The organism is Rhizobium sp. BE258 (assembly GCF_031457345.1).
Classification (GTDB): Bacteria; Pseudomonadota; Alphaproteobacteria; order Rhizobiales; family Rhizobiaceae; genus Rhizobium.
On the sequence record NZ_JAVDWL010000004.1, the window covers coordinates 684,960 to 696,768 of the forward strand.

At 58.9% G+C, this 11,809-nt stretch carries 16 protein-coding genes; 9 read left to right on the forward strand and 7 right to left on the reverse strand.

All coding sequences use genetic code 11. The annotated features are described in order from the left end of the window. Positions 1-53: 53 nt before the first annotated feature. The gene (locus tag J2X43_RS17905) at positions 54-764 is read left to right on the forward strand and encodes a YafY family protein (protein ID WP_112386564.1); all 711 of its coding nucleotides are present in this window, start codon (positions 54-56) and stop codon (positions 762-764) included. Here the strand turns inward: J2X43_RS17905 and J2X43_RS17910 are convergent, their stop codons facing one another. Next, complete coding sequence (locus J2X43_RS17910; protein WP_310295864.1) at positions 765-1,037, reverse strand: hypothetical protein; 273 nt, start codon at positions 1,035-1,037, stop codon at positions 765-767. 4 nt (positions 1,038-1,041) lie between these two features. Further along, the gene (locus J2X43_RS17915) at positions 1,042-1,833 is read right to left on the reverse strand and encodes a DUF899 family protein (protein WP_310295866.1); all 792 of its coding nucleotides are present in this window, start codon (positions 1,831-1,833) and stop codon (positions 1,042-1,044) included. 110 nt (positions 1,834-1,943) lie between these two features. Between J2X43_RS17915 and J2X43_RS17920 the strand changes: the two genes are divergently transcribed. The 5 genes from J2X43_RS17920 (at position 1,944) to J2X43_RS17940 (ending at position 5,771) form a co-directional block, all read left to right on the forward strand. Next, positions 1,944-3,164: an HTH domain-containing protein gene (locus J2X43_RS17920; RefSeq protein WP_112446092.1), complete on the forward strand. Its 1,221-nt coding sequence runs from the start codon at positions 1,944-1,946 to the stop codon at positions 3,162-3,164. A 30-nt stretch (positions 3,165-3,194) separates the two neighbouring features. Beyond that, entirely contained in the window at positions 3,195-3,830 is a 636-nt protein-coding gene (locus J2X43_RS17925; protein ID WP_310295868.1) for a glutamine cyclotransferase, read from the forward strand. A gap of 94 nt (positions 3,831-3,924) precedes the next feature. Further along, entirely contained in the window at positions 3,925-4,281 is a 357-nt protein-coding gene (locus J2X43_RS17930; RefSeq protein ID WP_112386559.1) for a VOC family protein, read from the forward strand. Positions 4,282-4,544: 263 nt separating this feature from the next. Continuing rightward, positions 4,545-5,447: a DnaJ C-terminal domain-containing protein gene (locus J2X43_RS17935; protein ID WP_112386558.1), complete on the forward strand. Its 903-nt coding sequence runs from the start codon at positions 4,545-4,547 to the stop codon at positions 5,445-5,447. A 9-nt stretch (positions 5,448-5,456) separates the two neighbouring features. Then, a complete protein-coding gene (locus J2X43_RS17940) occupies positions 5,457-5,771 on the forward strand; it encodes a chaperone modulator CbpM (protein ID WP_112386557.1) in 315 nt (104 codons plus the stop codon). Positions 5,772-5,795: 24 nt separating this feature from the next. Here the strand turns inward: J2X43_RS17940 and J2X43_RS17945 are convergent, their stop codons facing one another. Together J2X43_RS17945 and J2X43_RS17950 are read right to left on the reverse strand one after the other, a co-directional pair. Further along, positions 5,796-6,254: a hypothetical protein gene (locus tag J2X43_RS17945; protein WP_112386556.1), complete on the reverse strand. Its 459-nt coding sequence runs from the start codon at positions 6,252-6,254 to the stop codon at positions 5,796-5,798. 103 nt (positions 6,255-6,357) lie between these two features. Continuing rightward, positions 6,358-7,053, reverse strand: a complete 696-nt coding sequence (locus J2X43_RS17950) for a TetR/AcrR family transcriptional regulator (protein WP_310295871.1) — start codon at positions 7,051-7,053, stop codon at positions 6,358-6,360. A 41-nt stretch (positions 7,054-7,094) separates the two neighbouring features. Between J2X43_RS17950 and J2X43_RS17955 the strand changes: the two genes are divergently transcribed. The 3 genes from J2X43_RS17955 to J2X43_RS17965 all read left to right on the forward strand — a co-directional run bounded on the left by J2X43_RS17955 (position 7,095) and on the right by J2X43_RS17965 (position 9,332). After that, a complete protein-coding gene (locus J2X43_RS17955; protein ID WP_310295872.1) occupies positions 7,095-8,270 on the forward strand; it encodes an NAD(P)/FAD-dependent oxidoreductase in 1,176 nt (391 codons plus the stop codon). A 270-nt stretch (positions 8,271-8,540) separates the two neighbouring features. After that, entirely contained in the window at positions 8,541-9,011 is a 471-nt protein-coding gene (locus tag J2X43_RS17960; protein WP_310295874.1) for a metallophosphoesterase, read from the forward strand. 81 nt (positions 9,012-9,092) lie between these two features. Next, positions 9,093-9,332, forward strand: a complete 240-nt coding sequence (locus tag J2X43_RS17965) for a hypothetical protein (RefSeq protein WP_310295876.1) — start codon at positions 9,093-9,095, stop codon at positions 9,330-9,332. A gap of 93 nt (positions 9,333-9,425) precedes the next feature. On the opposite strand, the gene J2X43_RS17970 is transcribed toward J2X43_RS17965, so the two are convergent. The 3 genes from J2X43_RS17970 to J2X43_RS17980 all read right to left on the reverse strand — a co-directional run bounded on the left by J2X43_RS17970 (position 9,426) and on the right by J2X43_RS17980 (position 11,761). Then, entirely contained in the window at positions 9,426-10,199 is a 774-nt protein-coding gene (locus tag J2X43_RS17970) for an SOS response-associated peptidase (protein ID WP_310295878.1), read from the reverse strand. Between the two features lie 157 nt (positions 10,200-10,356). After that, positions 10,357-11,457 (reverse strand): DNA polymerase IV, encoded by a 1,101-nt coding sequence (gene dinB / locus J2X43_RS17975; protein WP_310295880.1) that lies wholly within the window; start codon positions 11,455-11,457, stop codon positions 10,357-10,359. A gap of 40 nt (positions 11,458-11,497) precedes the next feature. Beyond that, on the reverse strand, positions 11,498-11,761 hold the full coding sequence (locus J2X43_RS17980; protein ID WP_310295882.1) for a hypothetical protein: 264 nt from the start codon (positions 11,759-11,761) through the stop codon (positions 11,498-11,500). Positions 11,762-11,809: the final 48 nt, after the last annotated feature.

Below are 11,809 nucleotides of genomic sequence, written 5' to 3' on the forward strand. Positions count from 1 at the left end.
TGAGACCTTGTAAGCGAAGCCTCCTGACAGCATGGTGGCAGCAGGAGTGAGCCATGCGTCGTGCCGACCGTCTTTTCCAAATCATCCAGATCCTTCGTCGCTCGTCGCGTCCGGTAACGGCAACCATGCTTGCCGGCGAGCTGGAGATCTCGATCCGCACAGTCTATCGGGACATGGCCGATTTGATTGGTCAACGTGTCCCGATCGCTGGCGAAGCGGGCTTGGGCTATATTCTCGATTCAGACTACGACATGCCGCCCCTCATGCTCACACCTGATGAGATCGAGGCGGCCGTGCTTGGCGCCCAGTGGGTTGCACAGCATTCCGACCCATCGCTTGCAGCTGCTGCCCGCGATCTGATTGCCAAAATCGCTGATGCCATACCGGAAAGACTGCGCCCCCACATTGCTGAACCGAGCATTGGCACCAAGCCGAAAGCCGGCGATGCCGCAGAGATCGTCGACGCAAGGCAGCTTCGCAGCGCCATCCGCACCGGTATGAAGATCAGGCTCCGCTATCACAGCGAGCGTGGGGAGCACACGGAGCGGATCGTTTGGCCAGTCATTCTCGGTTATGCTGAAGCCTATCGGATGCTGATCGCATGGTGTGAGACCCGAAGCGATTTCCGCCATTTTCGTACCGATAGGATGATTGCCGCCGAAGTTCTTGAAGAGCCTATCGGCTTGCGAAAAGGCGAACTGCGGCGTCGTTGGGAAAGGTGGCGAAACGCCCGGGATCCTTCAGCATTCCCATTCAACACCTGATCAGGTGTCACGGTTGTGCCGCTTGCCGAGCAGATGCACCCACGGGACAAGATGGGCAATCGCCATCAGCACATACATCAGCACCATCCCGCTTAGCATCGAGCCGCCGTCGCTGGCACAGATCGTCATTGTTGATCGATCGCCAGCATTCAGGAAAGCCATGACGCCAAAGACAGGAGCGGCGGCAAGGTGTAGAAAGCGGCTGATCGCCGTGGTCCGATATCGGCCGGCGGAAGCGCCGGCCATGCCGTTGTGAATGAACGATCTGCGCACGGCGCTAGACTCCGTAGCGATCGTGATGGCGCCACCAGACGCCTTCCTCATTGCGCCCGAGTGGTGCCCGGTCGAGCCATTGATACATGCCCCAGAGGCCATCCAGCCCGCGGGCGTAGGATGAATAGGTGTGATAAATCTCGCCGCCATGCAAGGCAAAGGAGCTCACACCTGGCCGGTCGCGTGTATAGGTTGCTACATCAGTGCCCGTCATCGAAGCGATCTGCGCGATGGGCCCCTCGCTGCCCTTGAGCTCCCATTGTTGCACCGTCTCGGCGAGCGGTTCGGGCATCGGTGGCTCACGGCGATAGTTGTACTCGATGCCACCGTTCACCTGCTCCTCCGGCGTGAACCAGACATTGAAGTCGTGATTGAAATCACTTTCCGCTGAAGACGCCCAGTCGAAGGTCCATCCCATACGCTTCTTGAATTGCTGCAGTTTGACGAGTGGTCCGCGCGAAACGGCCCAGAAGGCGACGTCATGGTTTTCCAGATGTACGAAAATGCCGTTGAACCCGTCAGCTATCGATGAACAGGAGGGGCAGCCCGCTGTATAGTCCGTGCCGAACATGAAGTGGTAGACGAGGAGCTGCGAGCGCCCCCGGAAGAGCGCCGAAAGAGGCACGATGCCCGCATCTGTCTGCAACTGATATTGTTTGTCGATCTTCACCCAGGGGAGCTGGCGGCGGTGCTCCGCGATTTCGTCGCTGCGCCTTGTCAGCTCTTTTTCTTCTTCAAGAAGGGCAAGCCGGGCTGAAAGCCATGCCTCGCGCGTGCCAGTCACAGTGGTCGTCATCATCTTTCTCCTCATCAAAATTCTGCAGGCGCTTCACGTAGCCGGCAGATCGGCGTTACCCTAGGTCTGATTGACCGGAGGGTGGGAGTTACAAGTGTGACGGGATTTCAATGGACTCGATGATCACGGCTGCGGCGCAAGCGCTCGCGGCCGGCGATGTGCTCGGCGCTATGAAACGCGTCGCGCTGCGTGGCGATGCTCCGGCGCTCGCTCTCAGAGGAATTGCACTTGCCCAGCTCGGTGATTTCGAGCGGGCCAAGGCGCTCCTGAAAAACGCTCACCGCGCCTTCACCTCCCGCGAAGAGCTGGCTCGCGCCCGCTGCAAGCTGGCGGAAGGTGAGATCGCCCTTGTGAGCCGCGACCTCAGCTGGCCTGAAAAGGCTCTGGAGATGGCGCGCCAGACGCTCGAGCGGCACGGCGACAGGCCGAATGCAGCCCATGCCCGAAATCTGCAGATTCGCCGCCTGCTGCTTGTCGGCCGCCTCGAAGAAGCGGAGACGCTGCTTGCGATGCTCGATCCATCGCCATTGCCGCCCGCCGCAAGAGCAAGCCTGGAGCTGACCGTCGCCGGCATTGCAGTCCGCCGGCTAAAGATCCAGATCGCCCGCGCGGCTTTTGCGCGCGCGGCATCTGCGGCAAGGGACGCCGATATTCCGGCTCTTGTTGCGGAAGTGCAAAACGCAGCTCATGTTCTCGATGAGCCCGCGGGCCGAAGAATTGTCCACGGCGACGAACGCACCCTTTACCTCGATGAGGTCGAGGCACTCCTTTCCTCTGATGGCCTTATCATTGATGCCTGCCGCTTCACCATCCGTCGTGGCTCCCGAATCGTTTCCTTGGCTGGAAGGCCAGTGTTGTTTTCACTGGCGCGCGCGTTGGCCGAGGCTGCACCGGATGACTTGCCGCGCGGCGTTCTGCTCGCCCGTGCCTTCGGTGCGCGCCATGTAGACGAATCCCATCGTGCCCGTCTGCGGGTCGAAGTCGGGCGGCTGCGCGCCGCGCTAGAAGGGCTTGTGACCATCGAGGCCACACAGGACGGCTTCGTTCTCCTGCCTGCCAACGGCGCCGATGTCGCGGTGCTGGCACCGCCGATCGATAATGAGAACGGTACTGTGCTCGCCCTCCTTGCCGACGGTGAAAGCTGGTCGAGTTCGGCTTTATCGATCGCGCTCGGGATCAGCACGCGCACGGTCCAGCGCGCACTTGAAACACTTGCTGCGTCGGGCAAGGTCGAAAGCGTAGGCAATGGACCGGCGCGGCGCTGGATCAGCACGCCGGCAATCGGTTTCCCGACAACATTGTTACTCCCGGGACCGCTCCCGAGCGGCTAGCGTCGCGAAAATAATGATGGAGGAATAGGCATGAAGCGATCCGCAGCCGAGATCATCCGTGAATACGGTCCTTTCGATAGTGCCCAAAGGGTCAACGGCGTGACCTTCGACGGGCAGCATATCTGGTTCGCTTCCGGCGAGAAGCTCCATGCGCTGGATCCGGAAACAGGTAGCGAGGTAAGCACGATCCATGTTGCATCGCATGCAGGGACCGCATTCGACGGCCGCTCTCTCTACCAGATCGCCGAGGATCGGATCATCAAAATCGACCCTCAGACCGGCACGGTCCTGTCGACCATTCCGGCGCCCGGAAACGGTGGCGATTCCGGGCTCGCCTGGTGTGAAGGCAGCCTTTGGGTCGGCCAGCATCGCGGCCGCAAAATCCATGAGATCGATCCGGATACCGGCGCCATCAAGCGGACCATCGAATCCGATCGGGTCGTGACCGGCGTCACCTGGGTCGACGGTGAACTGTGGCATGGGACGTGGGAAGGCGACGTCAGCGATGTACGCCGTATTGATCCGGGGACAGGCGAGGTTCTGGTACGCCTCGAGATGCCCGAAGGGATCGGCGTTTCCGGCTTGGAATCTGACGGGAAGGATCGCTTCTTTGCCGGTGGCGGAACGCAATCCGTGGTTCGGGCAATCAGGAGACCGCGACCGTGAAATCAAGGCGCAACGCTGCCCTCTCATGGCAAATGGAACGCTTCGCGGCGTTCGATCATTTCAGGAGTGAATGGATTCGAGCGGAGCTAGGCAGATGCAAATCCAAGGGGTCTACGCCGCACTCGCGACCACCGACATCAAGAAGGCAGAAGAATTTTACAGCTATCTATTCGGTCGGGAAGCCGACGATCGCCCGATGGCGCGATTGATCCAATGGCGCGATGTTGCCGGAGCGAACATTCAGGTATTCGAGGATCGTGATACGGCCGGTTCCGGCCGATTGACGATAGTCGTGCCTGATATGGCCGATGCCAGAAATGCCCTTCGGAAGATCGGTGTGCAGCTTGTGGGTGAAGCCCAGGGTGACTATGGCCGGATTGCACAGATTTCCGATCCAGACGGCAACCGCATCACGCTTGCTGAACCGCCCTCAAGAGCGTTCACTCGTTAGGCTCGCGTCGCCGGCACGGCTTTCACACGGCCAACCGGATCAAGGTAATCCGGACAGCCAACAGCAATTGAGCGCCAACCGGGCAAGAGGTGCGGGAAACCTGGCGATCCATGTGCAGATCAACTGCGATGGTCGCGCACCCGTCGTTATGTAAGCCGTTTCATGCACGCCCTGACAGCCCCCTGGTGTTACGCCGCAAGGTTCTTGCAGGCAAAGTCGCCAGCACTATCTCTTATGTAACAAAGGTGCATGGCGGGATACTCATGGCGAACCCCTACGAAACACTGGGTGTGGCAAAAGGCGCATCGCAGAAGGAAATTCAGACCGCATACCGCAAGCTTGCCAAGAAACTGCATCCAGACCTCAATCCTGGAGACGCTGCATCGGAGGAGAAATTCAAGGCAGCGTCAGCCGCCTACGCAATCTTGGGTGACGAAGACAAGCGCGCCAAATTTGACAGGGGTGAGATCGACGAGACGGGCGCAGGGCAGCAACAGCGGAGCTACTATCGTGACTATGCTGCGGATCAGGCCAGCGGCGCCCGTTATCATAATGCAGGCGGTTTTGCCGATTTCGGTGACAGAGACGACATCTTTTCGAGCTTCTTTTCCGGAGCAAGGAGCAGGGGCAATGCGTCTTACCAAGGTGGCGACCTGCAGTATCGACTGGAGGTCAGTCTTCGCGAGGCGGCGAACGGTGGCAAGAGGACGGTTTCGCTTCCCGAAGGCGGGACCCTGGAGCTCAAGATCCCGGCTGGTGTCCGGGACGGCCAGATCCTGCGCCTTCGTGGAAAAGGCGCACCGGGCCATAATGACGGACCGGCCGGCGACGCCCTCATCGAAATCCACGTTCTGCCTGACAGGCAGTTCTCCCTTGAGGGCGATGACGTCAGGACCGAAGTCCCTATTTCAATCCGCGAGGCGGTTCTCGGCGCAAAGGTGGAGGTCCCGACCCTGTCCGGCGCGGTGTTCCTTTCGGTTCCACCAAATTCCAGCACCGGCAAGACGCTTCGTCTCAAGGGCAAGGGTTTTCCAAACAAGCATGGTGGCCATGGCGATCAATACGTCGTCCTGAAGATCGTGTTGCAGGGCACGCCGGACGCAGAGTTGAACGAATTCATGACCAACTGGGAAGCGGGCAAGTCACATGATCCGCGGCGTACATAGGAGGAGGCGATGGACGAGCTTGAATATTGCCGTACCCTGAGGATTGAAACGTCAACCCTTCAGATGTGGGTCGAGGAGCGATGGATCATCCCGGTTGGATCTCCCGACGCTTTTTCCTACGAGGATGCCGACGTGGCAAGGGGTCGCTTGATTCTAGACCTGATCGGAAGCATGGGGGTCAATGATGCAGGCATCGACGTGGTCATTGATCTTGTCGACCAGCTCCACAGTCTGCGCGAACGGATGCGTTTGTTGATGGATGCCATCGCGACGCAGGACATCGCGGTCCAGAATGCACTCGGCCGCGCACTCAATCGGGGCTGATGCCCGCAGAGAACGCCTGCCAGGTCATTCATTCTTGCTCATCGTGCTCTTGTATTCGAACTCGGCATTGGCTGGGTGGTCGACATATTTGTGCTTGAAGACCTCCGCGTCTTCGGCCTTTTCGAAACCGACCGCCACCCAGCGAGACGCGGCCATATTTGAATCGGCCCAGATGACGAAAATCTCGGCTTCGGGAAATTCGCTTCCCCAGTCATTTGCCCGATCTTGGAACGCCTCGTCGGTTTTGAAGGAAAAGGTGAACAGTGCCTTCAGCCGTTCTTCGTGGGCATGGAAGTAATCCAACACCGACTTCTCGTTGATAGGGAAGGGAGCGCTTTCGAAATTGTCGTCTGTGCCGAACTGCAGCGTCTCCAGATTCTTGCCGCCCTTGTTCCGGCGTAGCGAGAACTCGAAATTGTGGTGTTCCAGGCTGTAGGCAGTCGCTGTCTTCGGATGGCTCCATTCAACGCGGTTCAATTCCATCTGCAAACTCCGGTCTGGCATTTGGTGGCGCGAAAGTGGTCGTGCAATCAAGAACTAGGGCAGGCACAGATTTGGAGGAGGGCCCAACGCCGATGAGCCGTTGTTAAAGGTGTGATCTGCCGTCTGGTCCCTGCCATGTCGCAAGCTCACTAATACCCGCCAGGATGAGATCGAGCCCGGTCAGGAAATCTGCCCTATCATCGTGTGCCGGCAGATGAGCCGCCACACTGCGGGTGAACGGAAACGCAGCGGCATTGAGGTTAGACCAGTCCTTTGCCATTGCGCGGAGGAATAATTCTCGATCGAGGCCGAGGTCGCGGGCCATCTCGGCATTGGCAGCATTCTGCCCCCCAACACCCAGAACATAGTTCAATAGGGCGGCCACGACCGACCACTCGACCGCCGGATCAATCCCCATCTTTCGGATCTGCTGCCCGAACCGTTCGAGGATCCGGATCGATGGCATCGATCCTGGTGCCTGGGCAAGGGCCGTAGCTATCCAGGGCCTTTTATCGACCTCATCGAAGAGAGCGAGCGAAACTTCACGGATTTCCAAAAACGGTGATGCTCCGCAGGTCGGCGCCAAGACGGCTTCGACAGCTGCGTCGCAGGCCGCGATCAGGAGATCTGCCTTGTGGGCAACATGATAATATATCGCTCCGGCCCCGGTGGTGAGGTGTGCGGCCAGCGTCGGGAAGGTCAGGCCGCGTGTGCCGGCGATGTCAAGCAGCTCTATCGCCGCCTCGATAATGCGTTGCCTCGTCAGCGAATCGGACCGTCGTCTGCTGTCTTTTTTCATAGTTGATATTGACACGAATGGAATGTCATTCCAACTATGGAATGACATTCCATTCAAGGAGATTGTTCGTGAACGTTTCAATTATCGGCGCAGGGCTAGGCGGCCTCACGCTTGCCCGCGTCCTCCATATCCACGGCATTGCCGCAACCGTCTATGAAGCGGATGCCGATCGCGATGCCCGGCCTCAGGGCGGGATGCTCGACATCCACGATTTCAACGGCCAGCTGGCGTTGCGCGACGCCGACCTCTATGAACAGTTTCTGGCCCTTGTGCATCCTGGAGGGCAGCAGTCGCGCGCGCTCGACATGCACGGCAACGTCCTGATGGACAATCCTGACGATGGCACTGGCGGCCGTCCTGAAGTTCAGCGTGGCGAACTGCGGCGGATCCTTCTGGATTCTCTTCCGCCCGGCACGGTATTATGGGGACATAAACTGAGGACCGCCGAACGTCTCGGGAGAGGAAGGCATTTTCTTTCGTTTGACAACGGTTCGACTGCCGTGGCCGACCTGCTGGTTGGCGCCGACGGCGCGTGGTCGAAAGTTCGCTCCCTCGTCTCGGGCGCCAAGCCCGTCTATTCGGGAACGACGTTTGTTGAAACCTGGCTTCACGACGCAGACACTCGCCACCCCGCAACTGCAGCGGCCGTTGGCGGCGGCTCGATGTTTGGTCTCGCGCCCGGCAAGGGAATCATGGCACACCGGGAACCCAATGCCGTGCTCCATGCCTATGTCGCGTTAAATCGGCCGAAGCATTGGATCGATGCCATTGACTTCTCCGATCCCGCCAGCGCGAAGACCATGATCGCAGCGGAGTTTAAAGGCTGGGCGCCAGAACTGACCGCCCTGATCACCGATTGCGAGCGTAACCTGGTCGCGCGCGTCCTTCATACGCTTCCGCAAGACCACCGATGGGAACGGGTTTCAGGCGTCACCTTGCTTGGTGATGCGGCCCATCTGATGATCCCGTCCGGTGAAGGGGCCAATCTCGCCATGCTCGATGGCGCCGAGCTTGGCAAAAGCATTGCAGCCAGCCCTGGCGATATCGAGACGGCACTTGCTTGCTACGAACAGCAACTCTTCCCGCGCAGCCATTCGGCTGCGATCGAAGCCGCAGAACTGGTCCAGCTGATGTTTGCCGAAGACGCGCCCTACGGCCTTGTTGAGGCATTTGCGCAGGATCTGCTCGGCAAGCCTAAGGCGGCAACCAAGGCCTGATCCGTGGGCCGGCTCCGGAAAAACCCTCGGCGGAGAGGATCGCCGGGACCTTGCAAGAGTGCCACGATGGGGTACCGTGACCTCTATACACCGGGAAAGTCGATGATCTCGATAGCCGACCGATCAGAGATTGCAATTGGCGTCGGGATCATCGCCCACCGAACGCGGTAAAATGCAGCAGACACCAATCCATCGGCTGCAAGGGTCATCGCCCCAAGAAGTGCTTGCGCTGACGCCCACCCGCAAGGTAACCGGAGCAGGTCGGCTCCGGTGAAAAATTCTTGTCCATCCCAATCGAGCGCGACCTACCGCCAGAAAATCGCAATCAGGAGCCAGTCTTCATTGTCCGATATTTACGCAATCGGCGACATTCACGGACGCGCCGATCTTCTTGAGGCGCTCCTCGGCCATATCGCCGCCATTCAGCGCGCTGGTAGCTCGCAGCCCGTCATCATGTTTCTTGGCGATCTCATCGACCGGGGTCCGCGCAGCCCAGAGGTTCTTGATCTCGTTTCTTCCGCTCTCGATCGCTATCCCGGCTCGCGGCTCGTATTGGGAAACCATGATCATTACCTGCGCTCGCTGCTACGCGACGAGCTCGCTGAGGACGATGCAACCAATTGGATGGATTGGGGCGGCGTTGCGACCGTCAGCGCTTATTCACGCCAGCCGGTACCTAACCGAGATACGCGAGCGTTTTCCACATCATATCGGCCTCCTGAACGGCGCGGTGACCCATGAGGTTGCCGGCAGCTTCTGCTTTGTGCATGCAGGTGTGCGCCCCGGCGTCCCTCTCGCCGCACAGACCGATTACGACTTGCGATGGATCCGTGCGGGATTCTCGATCACGTCGATCAGTTCGACCATATCGTCGTGCATGGCCACACCATCACGAACTCTCTGTGGCCCGAAATCTACCAAAATCGCATTGCGCTCGACACCGCCGCCTACCGGACGGGCAGGCTCAGCGCCGCCGTCATTCGCCATGACAGGCTTTCTCATTTCCTCTGCACCGGCATTGCCGCTAATGGCGGGATCAGCGTGGAGGAATGGATGTCGTAAGCGGGGCCAGCGATACACTGCACGCTTGCCCGCCAAAGTGTCAGGTCCGAATTTCCCCGATGCCGGATTTCGCGTGCGACTGGGCCACGATTTTTACGGTAGAGCTGGCTCGGCAAGTCGCTCACCCGTTTTCGAGACGATGCTGTATTGGTAGGGCTCACGCGAAGTGATCATGATGGCATCGTCCGGCAGTGGGCGGGCGAGCACCTTTGCTTCGTCCCAGGGTGCCGTCATCCACAGTTCAGTTTCCTCGCGTGTGCGCAGGAGCACAGGCATCGCTTTCTCGTGCACGGGCCGGACGGCGTTATTGGGATCCGTGGTCAGGAAGCCAAAAAGATCATCAGTTGTCAGACCGTCTTTGACCTTTCTGACACTTTTCCATTGCGCCACCCACAGTCCAGCAAAAAACATCAGCGGCTTTTCGGGAGCGGCAGAAAACCATGCGTTGGGTGTCGCCTCTTTGCCAGTCTTGCTTTTTGGATCGGGTTCGGCAAATGACGTTACCGGCACCAGGCACCGGTGTTCGATACCGAACCATCGCTTCCAATGCGGCAGGTTCAATTTGCGCACGTTTGGTGTCCCGCGGTCTGGCTCCATGCGGATCAACTCCTCCATGTCGACAGTTAGACCCTTTGCCCTGGCTTTTGCAGCACGCGCCTCCGCCGCTGCTTTTTGCAGGTAGAAAGGCGCTGGAAGGCCCCAACGGCAATTTGCGACCTGCCTGCGACCGTCAGCCACGTTCCTGATGACTGGCGCAAGCTGGTCGGTATAGATCTGGTAGGCGGGCATCGGGTTAATCAGGCTCTCGGCGTCCTGAGCCCATTTCGTAACCCAGTCCTTGTCTTCCATGCGATAGAGCGTACACATCGATCCCCGCCTCCGATTTCCTCGACGGTAGCCGATGCGGCTGCACCTGCCAATAAAATCGTTACCTCAGTCAAGCACGGAACTCCTTCGAAGCAGCAAGTCCGCAAGGCCGCGCCATCTGTCGCCGAATGAGACTTGTGGCTTACTATGCAAGGATCTACCAGGTCAGCGAGAGTTGTTCGGTGCACGGCTGCGTCCTAGGCTCCAGGGACGAGAGCGTCACGCCGAGAAGCCGGATGCCTTTTGACACCGGAAAGACTCCTTCGAGCAGAAGGCGGATGCCGTCTTCGATCGCGCCTTCCGAACTTAATCCTTTTTCCAGCGTTCGGGAGCGCGTGATCTGCGTGAAGTCGGAATATTTGACCTTGAGCGTTACGGTCTTTGCGGCAATGCTGTTTGCTTCGCAATAGCGCCAGACTTTGGCAATGAGCGGCATCATGCCATCCATCGCCGGGCCATAGGCATGAATATCGGACGCGAACGTGTCCTCGGCGCCCACAGATTTGCGAACCCGATCAGGCTTGACCTGGCGGTCGTCGATGCCGCGGGCAATCCCGTAGTAGTAGGGTCCTGATTTTCCGAAATGACTGACGAGAAACGCAAGATCCTTGCCTCTAAGATCTGCACCGGTCTCAATGCCGAGGCGCAGCATTTTCTCGGCTGTCGCCGGTCCGACGCCGTGGAACTTCTTCACTGGCAGCGCTGCCACAAATCCCGGACCATTCTTCGGCGTGATAACTGCCTGTCCGTTTGGCTTGTTGAGGTCGCTCGCCATCTTAGCCAGGAATTTGTTGTAGGAAATGCCGGCTGACGCATTGAGCCCTGTCACCGCCTTGATCTTTTCACGGATTTCGAGCGCGATCTCGGTTGCGATCTCTATTCCCTTGAGATTTTCGGTGACGTCGAGATAAGCCTCATCCAGTGACAGTGGCTCGACCAGCGGCGTGTACTCGGAAAAGATCGCCCTGATATCGAGGGAGACCGACTTGTAGACGTCAAATCGCGGCTTGACGAAAATCAGATCCGGGCATTTTCGCTTGGCCGTCACGGATGGCATTGCCGAACGCACGCCGAACGCGCGTGCCTCATAGCTTGCGGCTGCGACGACGCCGCGGGCCTCAGCGCCACCAACGGCGATCGGCTTTCCGCGAAGTTCGGGATTGTCGCGCTGTTCTACAGATGCATAGAAGGCATCCATGTCAACGTGAATGATCTTGCGCACTCGCTCTGGTGCGGGGCTGTCCGGTTCGGCACTCATCTCTCATTCCACATCATGCGCCATCCACCACCGGGTCGCATCAGGCCTCCCTGGTTTCCGGCTTCGCCGCCACATCGAGCTGGCACCTGTCTATCCCGTCGGCGGCATTCATTCTCTCGCATCCCAATGCCAGCCGGCGACGCAAGTTACGTATCGGGATTGCCGCGCCATGCCGCTGCACAACTGCCTTGCGATTCATCTCGTCGCTGCGACCACATGCCCGGCATGCGACAATGAGAACCTTGCATCGAACCTGCCGGAGAATAATCCCATCTTTAAAGGAATTTTTTCTTATCTTTGTCATTTTTGCCTATCTGTGGACGAGCTCTTTCTACCGCATTGATTTTGCTTC

What these genes read in the sequence shown, in the direction of transcription:
- J2X43_RS17945 (WP_112386556.1), bottom strand. Translation starts at nt 6,254, where the DNA reads ATGGAATTGAACCGCGTTGAATGGAGCCATCCGAAGACAGCGACTGCC.
- J2X43_RS17915 (WP_310295866.1), bottom strand. Translation starts at nt 1,833, where the DNA reads ATGACGACCACTGTGACTGGCACGCGCGAGGCATGGCTTTCAGCCCGG.
- J2X43_RS17980 (WP_310295882.1), bottom strand. Translation starts at nt 11,761, where the DNA reads ATGACAAAGATAAGAAAAAATTCCTTTAAAGATGGGATTATTCTCCGG.
- J2X43_RS17955 (WP_310295872.1), top strand. Translation starts at nt 7,095, where the DNA reads ATGACATTCCATTCAAGGAGATTGTTCGTGAACGTTTCAATTATCGGC.
- J2X43_RS17905 (WP_112386564.1), top strand. Translation starts at nt 54, where the DNA reads ATGCGTCGTGCCGACCGTCTTTTCCAAATCATCCAGATCCTTCGTCGC.
- J2X43_RS17920 (WP_112446092.1), top strand. Translation starts at nt 1,944, where the DNA reads ATGGACTCGATGATCACGGCTGCGGCGCAAGCGCTCGCGGCCGGCGAT.
- J2X43_RS17970 (WP_310295878.1), bottom strand. Translation starts at nt 10,199, where the DNA reads ATGTGTACGCTCTATCGCATGGAAGACAAGGACTGGGTTACGAAATGG.
- J2X43_RS17965 (WP_310295876.1), top strand. Translation starts at nt 9,093, where the DNA reads ATGGATCCGTGCGGGATTCTCGATCACGTCGATCAGTTCGACCATATC.
- dinB (WP_310295880.1), bottom strand. Translation starts at nt 11,457, where the DNA reads ATGAGTGCCGAACCGGACAGCCCCGCACCAGAGCGAGTGCGCAAGATC.
- J2X43_RS17930 (WP_112386559.1), top strand. Translation starts at nt 3,925, where the DNA reads ATGCAAATCCAAGGGGTCTACGCCGCACTCGCGACCACCGACATCAAG.
- J2X43_RS17925 (WP_310295868.1), top strand. Translation starts at nt 3,195, where the DNA reads ATGAAGCGATCCGCAGCCGAGATCATCCGTGAATACGGTCCTTTCGAT.
- J2X43_RS17935 (WP_112386558.1), top strand. Translation starts at nt 4,545, where the DNA reads ATGGCGAACCCCTACGAAACACTGGGTGTGGCAAAAGGCGCATCGCAG.
- J2X43_RS17950 (WP_310295871.1), bottom strand. Translation starts at nt 7,053, where the DNA reads ATGAAAAAAGACAGCAGACGACGGTCCGATTCGCTGACGAGGCAACGC.
- J2X43_RS17940 (WP_112386557.1), top strand. Translation starts at nt 5,457, where the DNA reads ATGGACGAGCTTGAATATTGCCGTACCCTGAGGATTGAAACGTCAACC.